Genomic DNA, 26,734 nt, shown 5'->3' on the forward strand with positions numbered 1-26,734 from the left:
CTAATTGTGAATCGTGAATTGTGAATTAATTGCTTCGCAATGTTTTTAAACTGTGAAAGTTGAATACTTAAAAAATAGTACTTATCTCCTTTAATAAAGGCTGTATACCTTTTCTACTATTGCTGTCATATCATCTTTTGCCTTCCCTCCAGAAAGTTCTTTTGCCTTATCCGTAATTTTCTTGCACATTTCCTTAGGATCAGTACAATCTAATTCTTTTAGGAATTCTATCATCCAATATAAATTTCCTGCTGCCTCACTTTCATAATCAATTACTCCATCGCTTACCATTATTAGGAAGTCTCCATTCATTATTTTGTTATTACTAATGTCCACATCCACTTTATCTAATATTCCTATAGGAAGTGTTTTTGATTTTATTACTATAACATCTTCCCCTCTTTTTATAAAACTAGCCGCTGCTCCTACTTTCATAAAATCTACTTCACCTTTATATAAGTCCACACTGCTTAAATCTAATGTGGAAAACTTCTCATCTTCAGTAAATTTTATACCCATTATAGAATTTACCGTATTGATAGCTGTCATTTTATTGAAACCCGCACTTGTAAATTCCTTTATAAGCTCAACAGATGCACTACTTTCCTGTCCTGCTTGAGGGCCTGAACCCATTCCATCACTTATAATCGTCATATATGTTCCATCTGGCAATTTTCCAAAGCTATAACTATCACCATTACATTTTTCACCATCTTTACAAACTCTACTCACATAAGCTGCTATATGATATTTAGGGGTTTCTTCAAAAGTTATACTGCAGCTATCCATAGAAGAATTTATATTACATCCATCTTCACTTACACACATTAATTTTTTAGTTACATTGTTTATAAGGGGGAGTATATTTTTAACACACTCCTGTTTGCCGCCACAAGCTTCCATAGATAAGTTTACAACTAAGTGTCCCTTTTTATTATTAAAACAAAATACATCTTTATAATGTATATTGTTTTTGTTTAAAATTCTTCGTATATCATTTTCCACCTCAGGATTAAACTTCATATTTAAATTAAAATCTTCTACTATATCCCCTATAGTTTTTCCCATATTCTTTATTTGAGATGCTAATAATTCTCTACATTCACTGAGTCTGTTCTTTCTCATTTCACTTACAATATAATTATTTACAATCTCTTCCGTATTTTTTATGAGTACCGTTCTTTTAGTACATTTTCTTTGAAGTTCCCCTGGCATATGCTTTTTGTTATCCTCGTAATTTTGTATTAATTCTGCAAAAGCATTATAAGTATAAAAAGCTTCTCTGTTCCAACACATGTGCTTCATATCACAATCAGAACACACTCTATCTGCCAAATTTTCTATAAGTGCACTACTTTTATTTTTCAAAGCAAGTTTATCATTATCTGCTAATTTAGCCAAAACAACTGACATGTTATTAAGTACTTTAGAAAAACTATCAAATTTATGTGAAAAAATAGATTTGATTTTACCTGCATAATTTTCTTTTAAATGCTCTTGCTTTTTTTCCCAATCTAATTCCATTTCTATTTTTTTGTATATTTTTTCAGGTATTACAAAAAATATACAACAGCTTATAATTATTTCTATTATTTTAAATTCTGTCCCTATATTAGAATACATCTTTAGCACCATAAATCCTATAATATAAGCACTTCCGCTCATCCATTTACCTGTTTCCCTAAACACACCTGATATAAGCCCACATAATCCATAAACTGAAATATATATCATCATATCGCTAGAGGTAACTCCTATTATAGTTCCCATAGCTACACCAGCTGCTGCCCCCGATGGACTCCCTTTTACATAACCTAATATAAGTATAAAACCTAGTGCTATTATATTTCTAAAAGATACTCCATGTATATTCATCCCCCAAGTTCCTGCTATAATCAAAGATGCAGTTATAGATATACTAATTATTTCCTCACTACTGTATAAATGTCTAGTTTTTAATTTTTTTAAGCATACTATTGAATAATTAATAATAAAATATATTGGAAAGATACACATAACTTCAAAAACAGAATTAAAAGCAGCTACCCCAACAGTTAATTTCAATATTAAAAACTTATAGGCAAAAAACTCTATTAACGCAGCAGAAAATAATAATACCAACTTCTTTTTTGCACTAATATTATTTAATATATGATTTAAAGTTGCTAATGTTACAATTTCTATACAATATACAGGAAGATATTTAATATTTCCATACATTGAAATGTACCCTAATAGTGTTCCCACTGCAGCAATCAGGGAAGGTTTTCGCTTTTCACATTGTGCTATTGATATAAAAAAGGCTATTCCAAAGGGTGCCATAAGATTTACCATCATAACCCTTCCAACTAAAAAACCTGCTAGGAAATAAAATATTATTTGAATTGTTTTTGTCATATCCCTAGCTTCATGGTTTTTTTCTTCATTCTTTAGCTTTTCTGTCCTTTGATAAGGAAATACCTCTGCTCCATATTGCATATTATACCACCCACCTTATAAAATTACTGCTTACATTATAGCAGTAATTTCTGGAAATAAATGTCATAACATGAGATACCCCTATATTTTTTTTAGGACATTAATTTTATGTTTTTTTCATAATTCTTATTTTAAATACTTACTAAAAACTAGTTATCCTATTTTATCCACAGTGTTAATAAGTTTGTGATTTTAATAATTTTAGAAAGATATGCTTTAACCTGATTAGACTTTGTTCATTATTAATAACTTTAAAGACAAATAAATTAGAAACTAAAAAAAACTTGCAATATATGCAAGTTTTCTTGGTTGCGGGGGAAGGACTTGAACCTCCGACCTTCGGGTTATGAGCCCGACGAGCTACCAGCTGCTCCACCCCGCGGCATTAATTGGTGCTGAAGACCGGAATCGAACCGGTACGGGTTTTAAAGCCCGCAGGATTTTAAGTCCTGTGCGTCTGCCTGTTCCGCCACTCCAGCACATCATCAATTGGTAGCGGAAATAGGACTTGAACCTACGACACTTCGGGTATGAACCGAATGCTCTAGCCAGCTGAGCTATTCCGCCATGTTATATATTTCTGTGGTTGCGGGGGAAGGACTTGAACCTCCGACCTTCGGGTTATGAGCCCGACGAGCTACCAGCTGCTCCACCCCGCGACATTAATTGGTGCTGAAGACCGGAATCGAACCGGTACGGGTTTTAAAGCCCGCAGGATTTTAAGTCCTGTGCGTCTGCCTGTTCCGCCACTCCAGCAAAATATATACACAACAAATTGACGACATATATTATTATATATGGTACTAACTATATTGTCAACTGATTTTTAAAAATTTCTATAAATAAAATTTAAAAAGAGGCTAAACAGCCTCCTTAGGTAATCCTACTAGTAATTAGAAGATTTCTTATATCCTTTGCCTTTTGCATCTTGATGTTTCTTTATATCTTGAAATCTTTCTTCACTATCTTTTAAAAATTTAGATAATCTATCTTCAAAATTACCTTGATTCTGCTTAGTTTTTTCTTTTTGCCAATCTATTTCCATAGGTCTAACACTTTTTTTATCAAGTCCAGCCTGTTTTATAGATAAACTAATTTTCCCATTGTCATCAATAGAAATTACCTTAACTTTTACTTTGTCTTTTTCCTTTAAATAATCTCGTATATTCTTAACATAAGTGTCTGACACCTCAGATATATGCACTAACCCAGTTTTACCTTCAACATCTACAAAAGCTCCAAAACTAGTAATGTTAACTACTGTACCCTCTAGTATGCTTCCTGCCTTTAAGGTCATATTAAAAAAACTCCTCCTTAAAAAATAATACTATATAATATAAACTTCTTCTCTTTTAACAGAGTAGGACTTCTTGGGTCTTGCCCAAAAATCTTTGCTACATCCACAACCACTTATCCTCCATAATCTCAACAGGCATAATTTCAAAAACCTGTTATAGTTTTCTATTACAGCATAACTGGTAATTAGTTTTTATTGTCTATTACAGGAGTTTCACCTTGCTTAATAAGACCTAATTTTTCTCTAGCTAATTTTTCTATATACACATTAGAATTAGACATTTTAACCTCTTCCTGTAATTTTTGATTTTTATATTTACCCCTCTGCTCTTCCACTTTCTTCTCACTTATCTGTTTTTTTATGTTCTGCATAGTTAATTGCTGACTTATAAAAACATAGCCTATATATAGAACTATTAATAAAAAGATTATATTTTTCCACTTGATTTTTATTTTCATTAATAATCACCAATTCTCCCACTAATGATTTACGTTTCTATATACTTATTTTATTAACTATTGCCTTCTTCGATTTATCATATCTCACTTATATTGTAATTTGATTTTTGATTTTCTTCAAGCTAATTTTTATACTTTTTTTTATTTTTTCTTTTAATACTATAAATAAGGTATTGAAAAGGATATATTATTATATATATAAATACCCTAAATAATCTTCCCAATACTTTGAAGAATTTATTATGTAATTCTATAAGCAAATTGCTGAAAAACTTCAAATATAAACATATACCTACACCTAATAGAATATACACATACATTCCCATATAGGCATAGTTTGTATACATTAAAAATATAAATACAATTATGGCTGTAAATACCCAAAACAGGGTATCCTCTATAAACGTTATTACTTTATTTAAATCTTTAAACCCTCTTATTAGTCTGTAAAAATCAAATAATATTCCCGTTATTATTCCTGCTGTAAGGCTAAATATTATAAGTCGAATTTGAGTACTTATTGATATAATCATACTAATCCTTTCATGGTAACATGGTTTTATTTAAACATCTTTGATATTAAACTTTGATTCTTTTTTTTCGACTTATTATTAGTATATACACAAGAATTTACCATACCCACTATAATTACATCTCCATTTTGTACATCTAATTTATTCATCTTTAAACTTTTTCCTTTAATATTGAGGGTTCCAAGATTAGTATTTAAAACTATTTGATCTTCATTAAAACTTACTACTTCAATGACACCAGTTAACATTAACTTTTTTCTATTTTGAAGACTTAATAAGCTTTTCTTGTCTTCTACACTTATTTCCTTTTTCTCCATAAAATATCCCCTCCACCTATAATAAATATATGTAGCTATTGGGGATTATATTACTTTGTATTTTAAATCTTATTCAGTTGAAATTATCCTATACATACTTTGAACGTTTTCTTTTGTAACATGAGCTGCAATATTTAAGATTTCTGCCTTTAAACATTTATTAGCATATTTGATTTCTATTATATCCCCTTCTTTGACTTCAACACTAGGTTTGGCCACTTTTCCATTTATAGCAACCCTTCCACCTTCACATGCTTCTTTTGCTACAGTTCTTCTCTTTATTATTCTAGATACTTTAAGGTATTTATCTAATCTCATACAAACTCCCCTTTAAAACAGAAAACCTAGATTTTCACCCAGGCTTTCTGAAAAATACATTATTTATTTACTCTATCTTTAAACTCTTTACCAGCTTTAAATACAGGAACTGTTGATTCAGGTATTTTTATTTCTTCCTTAGTTCTAGGATTTCTTCCAATTCTTTCAGCTCTTTTTCTTGTTTCAAAGGTACCAAACCCTACTAATTGAACTTTATCTCCCTTTTCCAATGTTTCTTCTACACTTTCTATAAACCCTTTAAGAGCTGCCTCTACATCCTTTTTTGTTAATTTTGACTTTTCTGCTATACCTGCTATTAATTCTGATTTATTCACTTTTTTTACCTCCTCTTATTTTCATAGATAAATGTGTACAAATATTCACAAATATCTTTACGGCTAATTTTCGGTCATCATTAACCAATTTTTTCTAATTAAGCTTCCGAAAGCAATAAATATTGTATACTATACAAAAATATTTAGCAACTTACTATGTAATTTATATATACTTAAAAGTATTCATCACTTTCTAATCTATTGAATATACTTACATGGATATAGTAGCATATTCTGCATTAATTAAAAAATTCCTTCTTTTTGCATATAAAAAATTAAATTTATATATTTTTAGCCTTTTCCCAGAGTTCATCCATTTCATTTAATGTCATGTCTTCCATATCCAGTCCTTTCTCTCTGGCACCTTTCTCTATATATGCAAAACGATTTATAAATTTCTCTATAGTATAATTTAATGCAAATTCAGGGTCAATGTCAAGGAATCTGGCTACATTTACACAAGCAAATATTAAATCTCCTATTTCTTCTACTATTTTTACCCTTTCCTTGCTTTTATATACATCCTTTACTTCATAATATTCCTCTAATACTTTATCTAATGCACATTCAACTTTGTCCCAGTCAAATCCAACCTTAGCAGCTTTTTTTTGAACTTTAGAAGCTCTCATCAAAGCAGGTAAAGCTTGTGCAACATGTCTAAGTTCATCTGTATGAGTTTTAAGTCCTTGCTCCTTTTTCTTTAAAGCATCCCAGTTTGTTAGCACCTCCTCTGAATTATTTACTTCTATATCTCCAAATACATGTGGGTGTCTCTTTATCATTTTATCACATACACCATTAATTACATCATTAATATTAAAAAATCCTTCTTCTTTGCCTATTTGGGAATGGAAAACTATTTGAAATAATACATCTCCCAGTTCCTCCGTCAGTTCTACATCATCTTTTTTATTTATAGCTTCTAGTACTTCATAGCTTTCTTCTATAAGATACTTTTTTAGACTCTCATGGCTTTGTTCCTTATCCCAAGGACAGCCTTCTTGACTTCTTAATTTCTCCATTACATCTAATAAATCTTTTAAATCATACTTGCACTCTAAATCTTTAGGTATATAAATTGATGTCAAATAGTCTATATCCTCTTGTCTGTCCAACTCATACAATTTTATTTTTCTTATACTTTCACTATTCTTAATTCCCGCAGCTCTTATAAAATATATGTCTGCATCATCTCCATAATAATCCATAAGACTTAATTTTACTTCAGATGCAATTAGCCTATCATATACTTGAGTTATTATAGTACCTACCCTTTTATCTAATGCTTCATGCTTTATATCAAAAGCATCTATTATCTTTATTCCTTCAATAACATCTATATTTAATTTTTCTGCAATAACATCTATAAAGCTAACTGATGGTATTATATCCACATCTACAAAATTTTGTTCACACAATTTTAACAATAATTTTACAGATTTTTCTGCTACCAGAGGATGTCCTGGTACTGCATAAATTATTTGATGAAAACTTTTTTCTTTTAATATTAAATCTTCTGCTATAGATCTATATACATCTTCAAATTTCTGCTTTTTTTCATATAGATGATCATATGTTTCAAAATTTATACCCAATTGTCTTAAGTAATCCACAGTAGGATGTTTCTCCGTCCTCAAATATACTTTGCTCACATCCTTCAGTGCATTAACAGCGCCTATTGTAAGGGATTCTATGGATCCTGGCCCCAGACCTACTACCTTAATCATTTGTAAATCCTCCTTTAGTCATTTTCAAAGAAATAACTAGTCAGTATGCTAGGATATTCTTTATCATACTGTGTCGGTAGAACCCTTAGATAGGATTCACTATCTGCGGAACCTACCTCCTTGTCTGATAAAAAATACCCGTCGCATCTTTGACTTGTTATTTTCTTTCAAATTCCTTATTTTTTTAAGAATCTCCTTTTTATATAACTGTATTTGAATATTCCAAATATAACTATAATTGGTATATATATAATCACACCGGCAATTACAGCTAAAAAACAAGCTATTCTACTATTCATGCTATAATTATAGACATACAAATATATAATTACAACAGCTGCCATCATAAAAATGGATGCAAATGCGGGTTTAACCATAGTTTCAAAATAATTTACACGAATTTTTAATTTCCTGCTTAAAAATATTATGTTTAAAATACAGGTTGCAATATATCCTCCTATACTTCCTAAAACAGCTCCATAAATATTTATATAAGGTATTGGCACAAGAAATAGGGTTATAACTATCTTTATAATGCATCCTAACGCCAAATTAGCTACAGGTCTAACATAATGTCCAATGCCCTGCAGCACAGCTGTAGATGTCTGAACAAGTACAATAAAAGGAATAGACAATGCTGAATATTGAAGTATATCAAATCCTGCAGATTGACCTGGAAAAATTAAATCCAGAATAGGGTGTGCTAGAACATATAGTCCAATGGTAGATGGAATTGCAATAACCATAGAAATTTTAAAAGACAAATCCACCTTATTTATGACATCAACTTTTCTATTTAATATATACGATTCTGCAATTATTGGCATCAAAGAAGCACATAGTGCTGAAGATATTGTTAGTGGTATATTTATAAGCACAAATGCTTTTCCAGTAAGCTGTCCATATAATATAGCAGCTTCCCTATATGTAAATCCAGCCACCAATAACTTTTGAGGTACTAAAGCTGAATCTATAAGACTCATTATACTGCTAACTGCTGCTCCTAGAGATACTGGAATAGCTATATACAGCAGTTTACTCAATACATCCTTATTATCTGCGACTTTAAATACGTTTATTTCTTTTCTTACATAAATATACTTTGCTATTAGATATATACCTCCAAATAGTCCTCCTGCTGCTGCCCCTAATGCTGCCCCTCCTGCCGAATACTCTATACCTTTAGGCAATAGTATATATGCCAGTCCCACTCCTACTATTACTCTACCTATTTGTTCTATAATTTGAGATACAGCTGTATAATTCATATTTTGAAGGCCTTGAAAAAATCCTCTAAAAGCACTCATTATGGATATAAATATAGGTGCAAATGCAATGGCAATTAAAGAATAGTAGGATTTTCTATCCCATTTCAAAAAATGTATAATTGGATTTGAAAATATAAGTAGTATAGCTGTAAAACCTGTTCCCAAAATAACCATTAAGAGTATAGATTTTCTAAGTACCTGAATTACCCCTTCATGATCTCCAACGGCATTTCTCTCTGATACCATCTTTGACACCGCTACAGGTATACCTGAAGCTGCAGCAATAAAGAACATATAAAGTGGAAATGACATTTGATAGTAGCCCACTCCCTCATCTCCAATGAGCATTTGAAGTGGCCACCTAAAAAATAATCCTAAAAATTTTGATAGTATACCCGCTGCCCCTAATACAAAAGTGCCTTTTATAAGGGATTGTTTTTTCATAAAAATACCTCCGAATGCTATAATTGCAAACAATTTGTTCCATGTTTATAATTATTTAAAACTCGAAGGTATTATTACTTTAAATGAATACTTTTTAAATTATAGTCAATAATGTCAACAGAATATAAATGGCAGCTAGTGCTGCCATTATCTATTGTTCCATTTGTTTACCTAAAAAGGATGATGCAGTTTCAGCTAGCTTTATTTCCATATCTCCAAAATTAACTTTTTCTTTAGATACTATTATTACAGCTCCAATTGCATCGCCTCCTGCTATTATAGGGCATATAATTTGAGCTGAGTACTTACCCTGTACATCCTCATCATCATATAGAGGAATAATTCCATCTTCCTCCTTATCCCCAGCTATGGAAACCGTTTTTCTATTATCTATTAATTTTTCTAGTTCATTACTTATCTTTTTTCCCATATATTCTTTTTTAGGTATACCACTAATTGACACCATGCTGTCTTTATCACATATCATAATTATATTTCCTATAGTTTGTTGAAGTGATTCTGTATATCCTTTTGAAACATCACTAAGTTCTCCAATAGGGGAATATTTTTTTAATATAACCCCACCTTCCCTATCAGTAAATATTTCAAGAGGATCTCCTTCTCTTATTCTAAGGGTTCTTCTTATTTCTTTTGGTATGACAACTCTACCTAAGTCATCTATACGTCTAACAATTCCTGTTGCTTTCATACTATAATTCCTCCTATAAAATATAATATATAACTTGTATTATTATTATCTTTCTAAATATGCAATTTTATACACAATTGTTATTTAAATTAGAAAAAATAAAAAGAACTATAGCACAATTGCTACAGTTCTTTTCTACCTATTTAAATAAAAATTAATTTACATAATATTTTTTTCTTTTTTAGTTATACTTGCAGCCTTTTTCCATTCTTGAACTTTTTGAGAAACTAATTTACTCTTTTGATCACTTTCCAGCTGCTTCTTTATCTCATCTTTAACTTTGTTAAAGTCCTTAACTGGATACTCTTGCTTTTTTATACACTTGATTATATGATATCCGAAACTACTTTGAACTGGATCTGATATAGCACCTTCTTTTAATGCTTTTGCTCCTGCCATAAATTGAGCATCATACCCTGAATCGTTATAATTTACAAACCCTAAGTCTCCACCTTTATCTTTAGTAGCGGTATCCTGAGAAACTTCTTTTGCAACCTTTGCAAAATCTTCTCCCTTATCTAACCTTGCTTTCACTTTTTGTGCTTCATCTTTTGTCTTTACAAGTATATGAGCTAAATGCATTTTATTAGGCTGCTCTGTATACTTATCCTTATTTGCATTATAATAGTCTTTAATCTGTTTGTCTGTTATCTTTACACTTTTTGCAAGATAATTGCTTATGTTTGTTTCTATTGCTTGAGTTTTCAATTGTGCTAAAAACATAGTCTTAAATGATTCCTCAGTAAATCCCTGTGCTTTTAATGCTGCATCAAATTGACTGGTATCACCTTTAAAGTTCTGCTTTTTAATCTCATCAATCTTTTTATTCATATCTGATTTTAATTTACTTTCATCTGGTGCAAGCTTTAACTCTTTAGCTTTTTGTTCAATTACTTTAGTAGTAATCATATTGTCAAGTATCTGTTCTTTTTGTGTCTTAATAGCACTAGTAGCTTCATCATTTTTTGCATAGTCTGAACCATATTGTTGTTTAACTTGACTTAGCAATTGAATTGTATTTGGATCTTTATCTAAATCACCTCTTGTGATTTTTTCTCCATTAACTGTTGCCACAGTACTATTAGCTATAGCTTCTGGTGTTTTTTCTATCATATTACATCCTACAGTTGAAAATGCGAACACTGTTATAAATGCCGCAGCTACCAACCTTTTTATATTCTTCACGGTTTATTCCCCCACTCTTTTTGTGTTTTGCAAAATATAAATTAATTTTAACACAAAACTATTTTTACTACAAAGCTATTTTTGTTCATATATTTTTAGCATATATTTCACAATTTCCTTAATTTGATGTAAAATATCTTCTCTTTTTACATTTTTTAATTTATATCCAAACCCGGGCTTTTTATTCATCTTCAACACAAACTCATGTGGATAAGTTTTAAACAGTTACCTAAGCACATTTTTGTCAACCCTATCCTGATCTTGAAATGAAAAAACAACTTCGTCCTTTACTTCTTTTATCTCCTCTATTCCAATTTTCTTACTCATACTTCTTATATAGGCTATATCCATCAGGTTGTATACTGAAGTTGGTATATCAGAGAATCTATCTTCCAATTCCTCTTTTATATCAAGCATATCATCATATGAACTTATAGCTGCTATTTTCTTATATATCTCTATTTTCTGAACTTCACTCTTTATATAATTATCAGGTATATATGCGTCTATTTTCAATTCTACGGTAGTTTCTACAGGCTCTTTGTCTATGTCTCCTTTTACAAGCTTTATAGTATCTTCTAGCATTCTACAATAGAGATCATATCCTACAGCAGCCATATGACCATGCTGTGATGATCCCATCATATTACCTGCACCTCTTATCTCCAGATCTTTTAGTGCTATTTTAAATCCAGATCCAAGTTCAGTAAATTCTTTAATAGCTTTAAGCCTTTTTTCTGCTACTTCCGTAAGAACCTTATCTCTTCTATAACTCAAGTAACAATAAGCCATTCTATTAGTTCTTCCAACTCTTCCTCTTAATTGATATAGTTGTGATAAGCCCATTTTATCAGCATCATATATTATCATGGTATTTACATTCTGTATATCCATACCAGTTTCTATAATAGTAGTTGCTACTAAAATATTATACTCATTTTTCATAAAATCAACTATTATATTTTCAAGTTCTCTTTCTTGCATTTGTCCGTGGGCCACAGCTACTTTTGCTTCTGGAATTAGTTTGGCTATGTAAGAAGCCATTTCTTTTATGCTCTCAACTCTATTATAGACAAAATAAACCTGTCCCCCTCTATTTATTTCTCTTAATATGGCGTCTCTTATTAATTGATCATTATATTCCACTACATAAGTTTGAATTGGATATCTTTCCTCTGGAGGTGTCTCTATAACACTTATATCCCTAGCCCCTACGAGAGACATATGTAAGGTTCTAGGTATAGGTGTAGCACTTAACGTAAGTACATCTACATTTTTTCTAATCTTTTTGATCTTTTCCTTATGACTTACTCCAAACCTCTGTTCCTCATCTATTATAAGAAGTCCCAAATCTTTAAATTGTACATCCTTTTGTAATATTCTGTGAGTACCAATTAATATATCAACGTCTCCTACTTTAACTGCCTTTATGGATGCTTTTTGCTGTGCTGTTGTTCTAAACCTGCTTATCATATCTATTTTTACAGGAAAATCAGAAAACCTTTGAACAAAATTATTATAATGTTGTTGCGCAAGTATCGTAGTTGGAACTAAAAATGCAACTTGTTTTCCATCCATAACAGCCTTAAAAGCAGCTCTTACTGCTACTTCTGTTTTCCCATATCCTACATCCCCACAAAGTAATCTGTCCATTACCTTATCTGATTCCATATCTTGCTTTATATCCTGTATAGTTGTAAGTTGATCTGGTGTCTCTTCATAGGGGAACTCATCCTCAAACTGTTTTTGCCATACTGTATCCTTTGAATACTTATAACCTTTTAAAGTAGACCTAATTGCATATAATTTTACTAAATCTTCAGCTATTTCCTCTATTGATTTCTTTACCTTTTTCTTAGCTTTAGCCCAATCTGATCCTCCCAATTTACTTATTTTGGGACTTTTTCCTTCAGAGCCTATATATTTTTGCACCATATCCAATTGTTCTACAGGTACATACAGTTTATCTTCAGAGTCATATATGAGTTCCAAATAATCCTTCTTGTGACCTTGAACTTCCAGCTGCTTTATGCCTTTATATATTCCTATACCATGATTTACATGTACTACAAAATCCCCGGGCTTAAGTTCTGTAAAACTTTTTATTTTGCTTACTCCCTTTTTGAGAGCCTTCCTTGTATTCTTCTTTTTTGCTTTACCAAAAACTTCTTTATCTGATATAACTCCTACTTTAAAATCTGGATATTCAAAACCCTTGAGTTGACTTCCAAAAGTTATAACAACTTCCCCTGATTTAATCTCATGAATAACATCTCTATAGCTACTTTCTATGCCTCTTTCCCTTAAAGTGCCTACCAATCTTTCTCCTCTAGGTCTTGTTCCAGATAAAATCAGAATTTTATAACCTCTAGACTTTTTATCCTTTATATCCTCAATAAGTAGATCCATCTGTCCTTGGTAACTATTTAAAGTTATCTGAGAAAAATTAGTTATAGTTTTAGGTTGAATAACCTTAGAGGACTTAGCAATAGCATCTAATGTCATAATCTCCTTATTTTTAAGTTCTTCAAGTAAATCAGATTTTGCACATAACATTTTACTCTGTTTGGGAAGTATATTTCCCTTTTCTAAAAGGCTTTTATAATTTTCTTCAAATTCAAAATATACACTATTTAATTTCCCAGAGCACCTCTGTACATCATCCATAACTATAAAATAGTCCTTAGCATAATCAAGGAAAGAAGCAGGCTTATTGTAAAAATACGGAAGAAAACTATCAATATTTTCAAAGCTCCAGTTCTCCTCTAGATTTTCTAAGTTTTTCTTTGTTAACTCATCTATTCTATCTAATGCTTCCTTATTCTTGCTCTTTTTTAATTTCTTTTCTACTAGAGCTGCGTCATCTTCTATACTTTTTCTTCCCTTTTGAATCTTATCCTTATCAAGTATAATCTCTTTAGCAGGAAATATTTCTATACTGTCTATTTTATCAATACTTCTCTGTGATTCTAAATTTAAAGTCCTAATAGATTCTACTTCATCCCCAAATAGCTCTATTCTATATGCTTCTGCAGCTATTGGTGAGTATACATCCATTATGTCACCTCTTATGGAAAATTGGCCTTTTGAATCCACAATTTCATTTTTTTCATAACCACCTTGAACCAATTTCTCACTTATATCTTTTAAATTTAAAACGCTGCCTACAGATATGTTAATTATATAATTTTCATATAACTCTACAGGTATATATGTAGATGCTAGAGATTCCACACAAGTTATTATAATTTTTCTACCTGTATCTATCATTTTCCTTATTACCTTTAACCTTTCCCACCTTAGGTCTCCTGATATGGCATCTATATTATAAAATACCATCTCTTTAGTAGGAAAATAGTATACTTCTGCTAAATAAAAGGATAGATCTTCATATAGTTTTCTGGCTTCTACATCACTATGAGTAACAATTAAGAAAGGCTTGTCTATTTCATTATACACTCCATATATTAAGTAACTTTTAGCTGACTCTGAAAGTCCAAATACCCCTATAGGAAACCTTTTTTTGCTTATTCCATCAATAATATTTCTAAATTCTCTGCTTTCCCTCATAGGTTTTATAAGTCCATCTAATCTCATTTTAACAACCACCCTACAAATTTTATTCATCCGACTCTAGATAAATATTTCACTTAAGTTTTTTAATTTAACGCACAACAACCGTTAATCTCTTTGTTTAAAGAGATTATACGGTATCAATTGAATTATTTTGTAATAAACTTTATCTGATCGCTACCATTGCTAACACACCCTCTTTTATCAAAGTAGGGAATAAGCACTGCTACGCGCCTGGATAAGTTCTTCCCCTAAAGGATAACGTATTCTAAGTGCTAAAGACACTAAGAATACTGTTAATAAGGTTTAGCTAGAAAAAGCAATTCTTATAAGCAAACTCCATCTGAACCTAAGAATCACTTGATATTTTTAATCCATTGAACTTATTCATAGCTTCTTCTACTCCACAATTTATGAGACATTCCAATACATCTGCGCTAGTTTCTAAAACTTTTTCTATGTCATTTCTTTCATTTTTGTCAAATTTTCCCAAAACATGAGATACAAGATCCCCTTTAGGCTGTCCAATCCCTATTTTTATTCTTGGGAATACATCTGTGCCTAAATTTGCTATTACGCTCTTTATGCCATTATGTCCTCCAGCACTTCCATGTTTTCTTATTCTAATCCTTCCAACTTCAAGATCTATATCATCATATATAATTATTATATTACTGCTTTTTATCTTAAAAAAATTTGCAGCCTCTATTACACTTTCTCCACTCAAATTCATATAAGTACTTGGTTTTAATAACATTACTTTATTATCTGATATTGTGCCTTCTCCATAGGTTCCTTTAAATTTTTCCCTATTTATAGGAATATTATACTTACTACTTATTAAATCTACAGCATCAAACCCTATATTGTGTCTTGTATGCTGATACTTAGTTCCTATATTTCCTAATCCAACTATTAAAAACATTATTTCACTCCAATCTCAATACTATATTAAATCCATTACATAATATATATTATACTAAAAGACATAAATAATAAAGAGACCAAAAGTCTCTTTATTTATTTCCCTTCAATTCAGAGAGAACTACTTCCACTTTTATAGTCTTACCATCTCTCCAAATTTCAGCCTCAACCTTTTCTCCAATTTTATGACTTTCTATTATTTCTTCTATATCTGATACATCTCTTACCTTTTTACCGTCTACCTGCATTATTATATCCGTAGGCTTTATACCAGCAACACCAGCCCCACTATTTTTTTCTACCTGTTCAATATAAACTCCTTGAATTTTATCATCCTCTGACACTACACTTTCTCCAGATATACCTAGATAAGGCCTTGATACTTTTCCACTGTTCATAAGTGATTTTATTATATCCTTTGCTTCATTTATGTCTATAGCAAATCCCATTCCCTCTGCATTTAAATTAGCCCCTATTTTTAAACTATTTATACCTATAACATTACCTTGTAAATCACAAAGGGGTCCACCGCTGTTTCCTGGATTTATAGCTGCATCTGTCTGAATAACTTTATATATTGATCCATTGTACTCTATCTTCCTGTTTAATGCACTTATTATTCCTGCAGTAACAGATCCTGCAAACTGCTCACCTAATGAATTTCCTATGGCAATTGCAGTGTCCCCAACCTTCACTTTCGAAGAATCTCCAAATCTAACTACGGGAAGGTTTTTTGCATCCACTTTTATTACAGCTAAATCGGATCTTTGATCTGCTCCTAACACAGAAGCATTTAATATCTTATTACTTGAAAGCTTAACAGTAATCTTATCCGCTCCCTGCACTACATGATAATTAGTAACTATATATCCATTGGAATCAATTATTACTCCAGATCCACTTCCTGCATCCTGCAATCCAAAATATCCTTCTGATTTATTACTTATTCCTACTACTGCAGGACCAACAGTTTCAGCTACTTCCGTTATAGAATTTTCCTTCGTGCTTTCAGATTTATCTTTTGCTTCACTTTTATCTTGCTTTGGTTCAACTAACATTCGATTATCAGGTGTATAAATTTTAGAGGCCTGTTTTTTATTAATTACATATGCTCCAGATATACCTCCAGAAACTGCAGCTACTAGTACAACACAAAATAAACTGGCTATTTTTTTTATATTTGACCTTTTCTTACTATTTACAAACTTTATTTTTGCCTCATCATCTTTTACATTTTCCCAATTAGCATCTTTTATGTTATCATCATTCATTAATTACACCTCATAATCTCTAAACTTAGAGTAATTATAATAAAAAAATTTTACACAAATATGAACAGAATGTAATTATTCCTTAAACCCTCTTTAAAGTGAAAGTAAACATAATTCCCTTAGGTTCCTTATTTTCAGCCCATATATCTTCACCTAATTGGGTAAGTATACTTCTTACAATAGAAAGTCCAAGCCCCGTACTCACTTTTGAAGTTCTGGATTTATCCACCTTATAAAACCTATCCCATATATGTTTTAAATCTGACTCCGGTATCCCTGATCCATCATTATAAACGGATACAACTGCCTTTTCACCTTTAACCTTAGTTGAAATTTTTATATTTCCACCAATATCTGAATATTTTATAGCATTATCCACTAAATTTGTAACCACCTGAGTTATCCTGTCTTTATCTGCAGCTACATACAACTTATTATCTTCCAGCAATACATCTACTTTTAGTTTCTTATTATTTATTTTAGTTTCAAATTTTATAACACATAGTCTTATAATCTCATTTATATCTACTTCTTCTATTCTAAGTTTAAATTCACCAGCTTCAATTGCAGATAAATCCAAAAGATCATTTACAAGCCTTGTAAGTCTTTGTATCTCTGAATAAGTAACTGACAGGTAATAGTTCTGTTTTTCTGCTGGAATAACTCCATCAATCATTCCCCCAATAAATCCTTTTATAGAAGTTATTGGAGACCTTATTTCATGAGATACATTGGATATAAACTCTCTTCTATGCTTTTCTACTTTTTCTAATGAATCTGCCATAATGTTAAAGGATTTCGCAAGTTCTCCAATTTCATCTTTGGATTCTATATGAACTCTCTTTTCAACTTCTCCTTTAGATATCTTATCTGCTGCATAATTTATTTTTTTAAGGGGATTTATTATTATTTTTTGTGATAAATAATAAATTACAATGCAGCATATTATAATTGCCAAAATAGCTGATATCCATATAATTTCATACACTCTCTTTAGAGGACTCTTTAATTCACTTATAGAAGTATGCATCATTATAGCACCTCTGAAAACTCCATTTGAAAAAATAGGTATTTCAAATGTATGAACTGGAGCTGTAAATATGCCTGGGTAACTTTGTATCTTATTAACTGTTTTATTCTCTCTAAGGTCTTGTAAATCTTTAGTAACTATTTGCCTAGAAGTAGCTATCAGTTTTTTATGCTCGCTTTTTGATACAGAATAGATGTATCCGTAATTATCAACTAGCCATATATCTGCTGATAAATACTTTCCTATATAACTTAAAGTTTCATTTATATTATCTGAAGTCAAATTCCCATTTAAATACTGTATAGCTTTATATTCTATAAGCTGAGATTCTCTAAGCATCTCTACTTTTCTCTGTTGAAAATAATAACCTTCAAACCAATAGGATAAAAAACCTGATGTCAATACAAAACTAACTATAATGATTCCAGTAAATGCAACCATAAGTTTTGAAAATAACCCCTTTTTCATTTACTTCACCTCAAATTTATACCCTACACCCCACACAGTTTCTATTTGCCAATTTGGTCCTCCTTGAAGCTTTTCCCTTAATCTCTTAACATGTACATCTACAGTTCTAGAATCTCCTGGATAATCGTAGCCCCAAACTTCACATAAAAGTTGTTCTCTAGTAAATACTCTGTTTTTATTACTTGCAAGATAATGTAGTAATTCAAACTCCTTAGGTGGCATTTTTATTTCATCATCTTTATAAACTACTGTATATGAATTTATATCAATAGTTAGTTGATTAAATTTTAGCACTTCCTTGTTTTCGTTATCCACACTATACCTTCTAAGTACTGCCTTAATTCTAGCTAGCATCTCCTTGGCCTCAAAAGGTTTAACTATATAGTCATCTGCTCCCAGTTCAAGACCTAAAACCTTATCAAAAGTTTCCCCTTTTGCTGTAAGCATAATTACAGGAGTTTCATATTCTTTTCTTATCCACTTAAGTACATCTATTCCATCTATATTTGGAAGCATTATATCTAAAAGTACTAAATCCGGTTTATATTCTAAAAACATAGTTTCTGCTGTCTTACCATCATTAACAACCTTTGTCTCATATCCTGCACTTTCTACGTACATTTTTATTACTTCACATATATTTTCATCATCATCTACTATTAAAATTTTACCTATAGACCCTTCCATAATTTCACCCTCCTAAATAAATATTGATATATGAATACCTCATCAATCATGTTATTTGTAATAAACAAATTCCCTATAATAAATTTATCACATATTTTTGTATAAATAATAATATATTATCAAAAGTTACAAATAAGTCATAAATACTAAGTACACTTTAATATTTTTAATTAAAAGGCATGTAGAATACATTTTCTACATGCCTTTTAATTCTAATCTTCAAATAATTTACTTACAGAAACATCTTCATATATTCTTTTTATAGCTTCCGCAAATACTGGAGCTATAGATAGTATCTTAAATTTATCCAGCATTTTGCTGTCAGGTAAGTTTATAGTATTCAACATTATCAGTTCTTTTATAACAGAATCTTTTATTCTCTCTATTGCTGGACCTGATAATACTGCATGTGTACAGCAAGCATAAACTTCTTTTGCTCCACGTTTCATAAGAGCATTAGCACCATTTGTTATTGTTCCAGCTGTATCTATCATGTCATCCACTAATATAACTGTTTTTCCTTCTATATCTCCAATTATATTCATTACTTCTGATACATTAGCTTTTGGTCTTCTCTTGTCAATAATAGCTATGCTTGCATTTAACTTGTCGGCAAATTTTCTTGCCCTTGTTACACTTCCAAGATCTGGTGAAACTACAACTATATCATCTCTCTTATCAAATTCCTTTTGTATAAAATACTTTGCAAGAATAGGTGCTCCCAAAAGATGATCTAAAGGTATATTGAAATATCCTTGGATTTGTGCTGCATGTAAATCCATTGTAAGTACTCTGTCTGCCCCAGCAGCAGTTAATATATCTGCTACAAGTTTTGCTGTAATTGGATCTCTTGCCTTAGCTTTTCTGTCCTGTCTAGCATATCCGTAATAAGGCATTACTGCAGTTATTCTCCCTGCTGATGCTCTTTTAAATGCATCAATCATAATTAAAAGCTCCATCAAATTATCATTTACAGGGTCATTTGTTGATTGAACTATAAATACGTCCATTCCTCTAACTGTCTCATTAATATCTACAGATATTTCTCCGTCACTAAAAGTAGAAACTTTAGAATCTCCAACTTTAGTTCCTAAAATATCCGCTATTTGCCTAGCTAATTCAGGATGAGAATTGCCTGCAAAAATTTTAATATTCTTACCATGGGTTATCATTATGTAAAGCCCTCCTAAAATTTTATTTCTTTAATCCTTTTTTATATACCCAATTTTCCTTATTTATTTGTCGTGCCCTAGCTACTGCTAATGCTCCTTCTGGAACTTCATCTGTTATTGTAGAACCTGCTGCTATATAAGTATCGTCGTTAACCTTAACTGGAGAGATCAAATTTGTATTACATCCTATAAATGAATTGTTTCCAATTAACGTTTTATTCTTTTTCCTTCCATCATAATTTACTACAACAGTTCCACATCCAAAATTGCATCCACTTCCAACTTCCGCATCTCCTATATATGTCAAATGAGACACTTTTGTCTTATCCCCTATAGTTGACTTCTTTACTTCCACAAAATCACCTATTCTTACAGACTTACCTATTGTACTTTCAGGCCTTATGTATGCAAAAGGTCCTACAGTAGTACTTTCCCCTATAGTACTATCTAGTATTACTGAACTTTGAATTGTTACATTATTTTGTATTACACTATTTTGTATTCTAGAATTAGGATACAATGTACAATTTTCGCCCACTACAGTATTACCCTGAAGTACATTCCCAGGATATACTATAGTATCTTTACCTATTTTAACGTCTAACTCTATGTAAGTATTATCAGCATCAATAAGAGTAACACCATTTTTCATATGTTTTATATTTATTCTTTTTCTCATAATCCTTTCAGCTTCTGAAAGCTGAACCCTTGAGTTAACTCCCATAGTCTCCTCAAATGGAATTGGTAATGCTCCAACTTTTTTTCCTTGACCTTTCAATATTTCTATGACATCAGTCAAATAATATTCGCCTTGAGCGTTATCATTATGTATTTTATCTAGGCTTTCCGTTAAGCTCTCTATATCAAAACAGTACATTCCTGAATTTATCTCATTTACTCTAAGCTCTTCCTCTGAGCAATCTTTATGCTCAACTATTTTAGATACTTCTCCACTTTTTTCTCTAATAATTCTTCCATATCCGGAAGGATCTTTCACTAAAGAAGTTAGTATAGTAGCTTTATATCCACCTTCATTATGAAAGCTTAGCATCTTTTTTATAGTATCCTCTTTTATTAAAGGTGCATCTCCTGTAAATACAGCTACGGTTCCCTTTTTATCCTTTAAAAAGCTTACCGAACATAAAACAGCATTTCCTGTGCCCAATTGTTTTTCCTGAAAAGAATAACTTACATTCCTGCTTTCAGTATGTTTTTTTACCTCATCTGAACCTTTGCCAATTACCACATCTATATTTTCTATTTGTGCTTTCTTTACAGTATCAATAACTATATTCACCATTTCTCTTCCGCAAACCTTATGGAGTACTTTAGGATTAGATGATTTCATCCTTTTTCCTTCTCCAGCCGCCAATATTATAGCACAATTATACATTTTAACACCTCTTTATGGTTATAAGCTTCAATTTTATACATTATATTATTAAAACATCCTATAATATTATATTTTATATGAAAATTATTTGCAACCTTATAAATAACTTTCGGATAATAATTTTTAAATGTATTTTGAAAATTATTAAAGAATAATAAAAGGGAGTATAAATACTCCCTTTTATTATTCCTTAACCTTTTCTTCGGTAACAGTTTCTTCACTTTTTACTTTTTCATACTCATCAAGAATTGCCTTTTGTATTTTCTCCCTTGTTTGAGTATTTATAGGGTGAGCAATGTCTTTAAACTCTCCATCAGGAGTCTTTCTACTTGGCATTGCTATAAAAAGACCATTTTGACCTTCTATAACTTTTATATCGTGAACTACGAATTCGTTATCAAAGGTTACTGAAACAATAGCTTTCATCTTACCCTCTGCTGCAATTTTTCTTACCCTAACGTCTGTAATTTGCATATAAATCCACCTCCAAGATGCTTATGTATATACTATTCTCTATATTTTGTATTTTTCCTTCCTATTTTATTAAAAATTAATAAAATTTTTTGAAAATTTTATTAGTTAAACATTTCAGAAGGAAATAGAATTGCATTTCCACTTTCATCAATGCCTTTAAAATCAACTAGTGACACATAGTTTTCAACTAATTTGTTAGATGTTCCTATATTGTCTATTAAAATTCCTATTCCTAAAAGTTCACTTTCAAATTCCTTCAAAAGATCTACTATACCTTTAGCAGTTCCTCCTGCTTTCATAAAGTCATCAATAAAAATACACTTACTTCCTTTCTTCAATGCCTTCTTAGACAAAGACATATTTTGAATTCTTCCTGTAGAACCTGATACATAATTTATAGTTAAAGTAGAGCCTTCAGTAAATTTCGTTTCCCTTCTTACAACTACAAGTTGAACTCCGAGCATCCTGGCTACTTCATAAGCTAGTGGAATTCCCTTTGTCTCAACAGTAACTACATAATCAATATCCTTTTCTATAAAAATAGATGCCAAAATCAATCCGGCAGTGTATATTATCTTAGGGTTAAACATTATATCTGTCATATATAAAAAATTCCCTAGTATTATTCTTTCTCTATCTTTCAAAATAATACATAATTTTTCAGCAAATTCCCTTTTCTTTTCATTAGACATACCACATACATATTTAATTCCCCCTGCTGCTCCTGATACAGTATTTATTTTTCCCATGTCCAATTTATTTAAAGTATCCTTCACTACTACAATATCCTCACTTACAGTAGACTTTGCAGTATTAAACATTTCTGTGAAGTTATTCAAGCCCATTATTTTATTAGGATTTTCAAGTAAGATTTTTGTTACTGCAGCTATTCTCTGATTTCTACTAAACTTTTGCATTCTATCACCCATCTATATAATTTTACGAATAATATGTTACTATTTTATTCTATTATTCATATTGTATTCTAAAAAATGTTATTTATCAACACCTATTTACTACAGGCTCAACTAGTAGCTTAAGAATTCATTGCTATAAAATTTTTAAAAAGTTTAAAGTTCAAATATTGCAAATTATAAATTATATCCATAAAGTTATGTTTTTTAATTAATTTTTGTATATAATTATTAGATGAGTTAGTTAAATTAAAGGAGTGATTCAGTTGTCATTTGATTTTATAAAAAATAAGACAGTACATTTTATAGGTATAGGCGGAGTAAGCATGAGCGCTTTAGCTGAAATTTTAATAGAAAAGGGATCTAAAGTATCCGGTTCAGATATAAAAACTTCTCCTGCAACAGAAAAATTAAAATCAAAAGGAGCTACAATTTATATAGGACAAATCAGTGAAAATATAAAACCAGATATAGATTTAGTTATATATACTGCCGCAATCCAAAAAAATAATGAGGAATTTTTAAAAGCTAAAACTTTGAACATTCCTCTAATGTCCAGAGCTGAACTTTTAGGTCATATAATGAAAGGTCATAAGTATAATGTAGCTATAGCAGGTACCCATGGTAAAACCACAACTACATCCATGCTATCATGTATTACACTTAAAGCGGATTTAGATCCTACCATATTAGTAGGAGGAAACTTGGACAATATAAATGGGAATGTAAGAATAGGAAACAGCCCTTATTTCATTACTGAAGCTTGTGAATACAAAGGATCTTTTCTGAAGTTTTTCCCATCCATAGGCGTAATCTTAAATATAGATGCAGATCACCTTGATTATTATAAAGATATAGATGATATACAAAATGCCTTTATAAAATTTGCAAATCTAATTCCAGAAGAAGGATACTTAGTTTGTTGTGCGGACGATGCAAGAATGAAAAATGTTATATCAACCGTTAACTGCAACGTATTAACTTATGGAATTAATGATGGTGACATTACAGCTAGAAATATATGTTTTGATGAAAAAAGTTGTGCATCCTTTGATATATATAAAAATGATGTTAAAATATCATCTTTACATTTGAGTGTTCCAGGTAAACACAATATATTAAATGCACTGGCAAGTACAGCCGTATCTTTAGTCTTAGATATATCCACTGATAACATAAAAATGGGATTGGAAAACTTTAAAGGTACTCACAGAAGATTTGAGTTGAAGGGTAAAAAAGAAGGCATAACAGTAATAGACGATTATGCTCATCATCCTACTGAGATAAAAGCAACTTTAAATGCTGCTATAAATTACCCTCATAAGAGAATAATCTGTGTATTTCAGCCCCATACTTTTTCACGAACTATAAGCTTATTTAAAGAATTTACTGAGGCTTTCGACAACGTAGATGAACTAATTTTAGCAAATATATATCCTGCAAGAGAAAAAGACACTGGCAAGGTAAGTTCTGCTATGCTATCTAAAGAAATTGCAAAACGTGGTATAAAGTCTACTAATATCTCAGATTTTAAATCCATAGTTGATTATTTAAAATCTAATTTAAAAGATGGAGATCTTCTTTTAACTGTAGGTGCAGGAGATATATTTAAAGTAGGAGAAATGTATTTAAGCGAATAATTTAAGTGTAAAATGCCTCCAATAAGGTAATACTATAGATTAATAAACCTATTGGAGGTGTTTTATTTGAAAAATTTTTTAATATCTGCTTCAGTAGACGTAATTTTAATTCTATTATCCTATTTTTTGTTTCAAAAAATAATAAGTGGCCCTACAAGACACAAACTATATAAAAAGTTTTTTAGTTCTTTTGCTAAATTTGTAATTTATATTTTTATAATCAGCATACTTTTAACAGGCATAACTGCACTAATATTATATAGAACCTCTTACATAGCTTATATAAATATAATATCACCAGCCCTAGTATCAGTACTAGTTGGATTCCTCATGTCTACAGTTCCTACAAGAGGCGAAGGGGATAACGAAGATAAAATGAGTATATGATACTTTATTTGCAATTCGTAAACTAAGAAATTACGAAGCAATTTAGTTGACAATTGAAAATTGAAAGTGGACAGTGAAGGTGGATTTTTTTCCGTTACACTACAAAAAATCTTTAATTAAATTTTTGAAAGCTCGTTTTGCTAAAGCAAAACATAGCTGAGTTGATTCATATAAATTTAAAGATTTTTTGCCATAGCTAAAAATCATCCTTCACTGTCAATTGTCCACTATCAACTTTCAACTCAAAAACTTTGCTTCGCAATTTTTTATTTTTGCGATAACTGAAAATTATCCTCAATTGTAAATCGTACATTGTGCACTGCAGTTTACAAGTATCTTGTCTTTTTTTTATATATGGTATAAAATAGCATATGAGCGGGGTGTAGCGCAGATGGTAGCGCGCTTGCTTCGGGAGCAAGAGGTCGCAGGTTCAAATCCTGTCACTCCGACCAAATCATTAGCACAATTTAAGTTTGTAGCTTTTGAAGTTTTGTATTCATAAGAACTTTTAGGCTTTTTGAGAGAAACCTCAAAAAGCCCATTTTATATTAAAAAGATAAAAATATACTAAACTTGAAATGAGGTTATGTATAGATGCTTAAAAACATTAAAGGTGCTATTTTTGATATGGATGGTACTCTTATTGACTCCATGTGGATGTGGGAAAACATTGATGAAAACTATTTAGCAAGAAAAAAACTAACTGTTCCTCCAAGCTTAAAAAGTGATATAGAACATATGAGCTTTTATGAAACTGCCGAGTATTTTAAAAACAAATTTAATATTTCTGATAGTATAGAAGGAATTCAAAAAGAATGGTATGATATGGCTATTTATGAATATTCTCATAATATCTCACTTAAACCAGGAGCTAAAGAGTTTTTGCTTTTATTAAAGAAAAAGGGTATTAAAATAGCTTTAGCTACAAGCAATTATAGAGAAATAACAAACGTATGTCTCAAAAAGAATAAAATATATGATTTATTTGACTCAATAATTACAGGCGATGAAGTTTCAAAAAGTAAGGCTTTCCCCGATATATATATTTGTGCTGCCCAAAAGTTAAATTTAAATTCAAAGGATTGTGTAGTTTTTGAAGATGTGCTGTGTGCCGTTAAAGGTGCAAAATCAGCAGGTATGACTGTAATAGGTGTGCATGACCTATATTCTGAGTACCAGTGGAACGAAATAATAGATTATTCGGACATGCATATATCTAATTATAACGAATTAATGAAGACAATATAATTTTCATTTTTAAGTACCTTATTGAATATACTAATATAAAAGTACTTAAATGAGGAGATTTAAAATGCTAGCCTTTTTATTCCTTCTAATTATAGCAGGAAATGCTGTTATTCTATACAAATTTAACGATAAGGTCTCAATCCAGAGAAGACAAATACTTTCTTTAAAATATGAAAACGATGATTTAAAATCAAAATTATTAAAACAAACTCCTAAGAAAATAGACATTAAGTACGTCACTCCTCAATTTTTAAACGCAGTAGTTACTATAAGTGGGAATCTCCATCTTTCACCTATTTCAAACTCCAGCATAGTTAATACTTTAAAAGAAAATGCTTCTTTAAAAATTCAAGATAGTGCTCAAATTCAAAGTCAACTTTGGTATGAAGTTTTTTTGCCTGGAGACAACAGGCTGAATTCTAAAGGATGGATAAAGTCCAATTATATAAGGATAATTGAATAAAGCCCTTCATTACTTAAAACT

General features: G+C 30.7%; 23 protein-coding genes, 6 tRNA genes and 1 pseudogene. 5 read left to right on the top strand and 25 right to left on the bottom strand.

Annotated elements, in window-relative coordinates; all coding sequences use genetic code 11:
* Positions 1 to 90: 90 nt before the first annotated feature.
* The 25 genes and pseudogenes from spoIIE to purR all read right to left on the bottom strand — a co-directional run bounded on the left by spoIIE (position 91) and on the right by purR (position 22,978).
* Entirely contained in the window at positions 91 to 2,478 is a 2,388-nt protein-coding gene (gene spoIIE, locus CLRAG_RS02285; protein WP_065076898.1) for a stage II sporulation protein E, read from the bottom strand.
* A gap of 306 nt (positions 2,479 to 2,784) precedes the next feature.
* Positions 2,785 to 2,860 (bottom strand) — tRNA-Met (locus CLRAG_RS02290).
* Between the two features lie 8 nt (positions 2,861 to 2,868).
* Positions 2,869 to 2,957, bottom strand: a tRNA-Leu gene (locus CLRAG_RS02295).
* An 11-nt stretch (positions 2,958 to 2,968) separates the two neighbouring features.
* A tRNA-Met gene (locus CLRAG_RS02300) sits at positions 2,969 to 3,045 on the bottom strand.
* Positions 3,046 to 3,061: 16 nt separating this feature from the next.
* Positions 3,062 to 3,137 (bottom strand) — tRNA-Met (locus tag CLRAG_RS02305).
* Positions 3,138 to 3,145: 8 nt separating this feature from the next.
* Positions 3,146 to 3,234: transfer RNA gene (locus CLRAG_RS02310), tRNA-Leu, on the bottom strand.
* 130 nt (positions 3,235 to 3,364) lie between these two features.
* Positions 3,365 to 3,775, bottom strand: a complete 411-nt coding sequence (locus CLRAG_RS02315; protein ID WP_013240734.1) for a S1 domain-containing RNA-binding protein — start codon at positions 3,773 to 3,775, stop codon at positions 3,365 to 3,367.
* 185 nt (positions 3,776 to 3,960) lie between these two features.
* Positions 3,961 to 4,233, bottom strand: coding sequence for an FtsB family cell division protein (locus CLRAG_RS02320; protein ID WP_065076899.1), 273 nt, complete (start codon positions 4,231 to 4,233; stop codon positions 3,961 to 3,963).
* A 122-nt stretch (positions 4,234 to 4,355) separates the two neighbouring features.
* Positions 4,356 to 4,766, bottom strand: a complete 411-nt coding sequence (gene yabQ, locus CLRAG_RS02325) for a spore cortex biosynthesis protein YabQ (RefSeq protein ID WP_065076900.1) — start codon at positions 4,764 to 4,766, stop codon at positions 4,356 to 4,358.
* Positions 4,767 to 4,792: 26 nt separating this feature from the next.
* On the bottom strand, positions 4,793 to 5,083 hold the full coding sequence (yabP, locus tag CLRAG_RS02330; RefSeq protein WP_065076901.1) for a sporulation protein YabP: 291 nt from the start codon (positions 5,081 to 5,083) through the stop codon (positions 4,793 to 4,795).
* Between the two features lie 69 nt (positions 5,084 to 5,152).
* On the bottom strand, positions 5,153 to 5,401 hold the full coding sequence (locus CLRAG_RS02335; protein WP_013240738.1) for an RNA-binding S4 domain-containing protein: 249 nt from the start codon (positions 5,399 to 5,401) through the stop codon (positions 5,153 to 5,155).
* A 59-nt stretch (positions 5,402 to 5,460) separates the two neighbouring features.
* Positions 5,461 to 5,736 (bottom strand): HU family DNA-binding protein, encoded by a 276-nt coding sequence (locus CLRAG_RS02340; protein ID WP_013240739.1) that lies wholly within the window; start codon positions 5,734 to 5,736, stop codon positions 5,461 to 5,463.
* Positions 5,737 to 6,017: 281 nt separating this feature from the next.
* Positions 6,018 to 7,463 (bottom strand): bifunctional methyltransferase/pyrophosphohydrolase YabN, encoded by a 1,446-nt coding sequence (gene yabN, locus CLRAG_RS02345; protein ID WP_065076902.1) that lies wholly within the window; start codon positions 7,461 to 7,463, stop codon positions 6,018 to 6,020.
* A 176-nt stretch (positions 7,464 to 7,639) separates the two neighbouring features.
* A complete protein-coding gene (locus CLRAG_RS02350; protein ID WP_065076903.1) occupies positions 7,640 to 9,175 on the bottom strand; it encodes a putative polysaccharide biosynthesis protein in 1,536 nt (511 codons plus the stop codon).
* A gap of 151 nt (positions 9,176 to 9,326) precedes the next feature.
* A complete protein-coding gene (gene spoVT, locus CLRAG_RS02355; RefSeq protein ID WP_065076904.1) occupies positions 9,327 to 9,884 on the bottom strand; it encodes a stage V sporulation protein T in 558 nt (185 codons plus the stop codon).
* 159 nt (positions 9,885 to 10,043) lie between these two features.
* On the bottom strand, positions 10,044 to 11,069 hold the full coding sequence (locus tag CLRAG_RS02360) for a peptidylprolyl isomerase (protein ID WP_065076905.1): 1,026 nt from the start codon (positions 11,067 to 11,069) through the stop codon (positions 10,044 to 10,046).
* A 75-nt stretch (positions 11,070 to 11,144) separates the two neighbouring features.
* A pseudogene (gene mfd, locus CLRAG_RS02365) lies at positions 11,145 to 14,666 on the bottom strand (transcription-repair coupling factor).
* Positions 14,667 to 14,991: 325 nt separating this feature from the next.
* On the bottom strand, positions 14,992 to 15,567 hold the full coding sequence (pth, locus tag CLRAG_RS02370) for an aminoacyl-tRNA hydrolase (protein ID WP_065076906.1): 576 nt from the start codon (positions 15,565 to 15,567) through the stop codon (positions 14,992 to 14,994).
* 91 nt (positions 15,568 to 15,658) lie between these two features.
* Positions 15,659 to 16,837, bottom strand: coding sequence for a S1C family serine protease (locus CLRAG_RS02375; protein WP_065076907.1), 1,179 nt, complete (start codon positions 16,835 to 16,837; stop codon positions 15,659 to 15,661).
* A gap of 82 nt (positions 16,838 to 16,919) precedes the next feature.
* A complete protein-coding gene (locus tag CLRAG_RS02380) occupies positions 16,920 to 18,335 on the bottom strand; it encodes a HAMP domain-containing sensor histidine kinase (protein WP_065076908.1) in 1,416 nt (471 codons plus the stop codon).
* On the bottom strand, positions 18,336 to 19,022 hold the full coding sequence (locus tag CLRAG_RS02385; protein ID WP_013240748.1) for a response regulator transcription factor: 687 nt from the start codon (positions 19,020 to 19,022) through the stop codon (positions 18,336 to 18,338).
* 212 nt (positions 19,023 to 19,234) lie between these two features.
* Positions 19,235 to 20,194 carry a ribose-phosphate diphosphokinase gene (locus tag CLRAG_RS02390; RefSeq protein ID WP_065076909.1) on the bottom strand — a complete coding sequence of 320 codons (960 nt, stop codon included), beginning with the start codon at positions 20,192 to 20,194 and terminating at the stop codon, positions 19,235 to 19,237.
* Between the two features lie 22 nt (positions 20,195 to 20,216).
* Positions 20,217 to 21,587: a bifunctional UDP-N-acetylglucosamine diphosphorylase/glucosamine-1-phosphate N-acetyltransferase GlmU gene (glmU, locus tag CLRAG_RS02395; protein WP_065076910.1), complete on the bottom strand. Its 1,371-nt coding sequence runs from the start codon at positions 21,585 to 21,587 to the stop codon at positions 20,217 to 20,219.
* A 183-nt stretch (positions 21,588 to 21,770) separates the two neighbouring features.
* On the bottom strand, positions 21,771 to 22,061 hold the full coding sequence (gene spoVG, locus CLRAG_RS02400; protein ID WP_013240751.1) for a septation regulator SpoVG: 291 nt from the start codon (positions 22,059 to 22,061) through the stop codon (positions 21,771 to 21,773).
* 101 nt (positions 22,062 to 22,162) lie between these two features.
* The gene (purR, locus tag CLRAG_RS02405) at positions 22,163 to 22,978 is read right to left on the bottom strand and encodes a pur operon repressor (protein WP_065076911.1); all 816 of its coding nucleotides are present in this window, start codon (positions 22,976 to 22,978) and stop codon (positions 22,163 to 22,165) included.
* 263 nt (positions 22,979 to 23,241) lie between these two features.
* Here purR and murC point away from each other — a divergent pair, with 263 nt between their 5' ends.
* From murC to CLRAG_RS02430, 5 genes are all read left to right on the top strand, one after another.
* Positions 23,242 to 24,615, top strand: coding sequence for a UDP-N-acetylmuramate--L-alanine ligase (gene murC, locus CLRAG_RS02410; RefSeq protein WP_065076912.1), 1,374 nt, complete (start codon positions 23,242 to 23,244; stop codon positions 24,613 to 24,615).
* A 66-nt stretch (positions 24,616 to 24,681) separates the two neighbouring features.
* Complete coding sequence (locus CLRAG_RS02415; protein WP_063557014.1) at positions 24,682 to 25,002, top strand: hypothetical protein; 321 nt, start codon at positions 24,682 to 24,684, stop codon at positions 25,000 to 25,002.
* 376 nt (positions 25,003 to 25,378) lie between these two features.
* A tRNA-Pro gene (locus tag CLRAG_RS02420) sits at positions 25,379 to 25,454 on the top strand.
* A gap of 142 nt (positions 25,455 to 25,596) precedes the next feature.
* The gene (locus CLRAG_RS02425; protein ID WP_065076913.1) at positions 25,597 to 26,250 is read left to right on the top strand and encodes an HAD family hydrolase; all 654 of its coding nucleotides are present in this window, start codon (positions 25,597 to 25,599) and stop codon (positions 26,248 to 26,250) included.
* 64 nt (positions 26,251 to 26,314) lie between these two features.
* A complete protein-coding gene (locus CLRAG_RS02430; RefSeq protein WP_065076914.1) occupies positions 26,315 to 26,713 on the top strand; it encodes a hypothetical protein in 399 nt (132 codons plus the stop codon).
* Positions 26,714 to 26,734 lie beyond the last annotated feature (21 nt).

Origin of the sequence: Clostridium ragsdalei P11 (assembly GCF_001675165.1) — a bacterium.
GTDB lineage: Bacteria > Bacillota > Clostridia > Clostridiales > Clostridiaceae > Clostridium_B > Clostridium_B ragsdalei.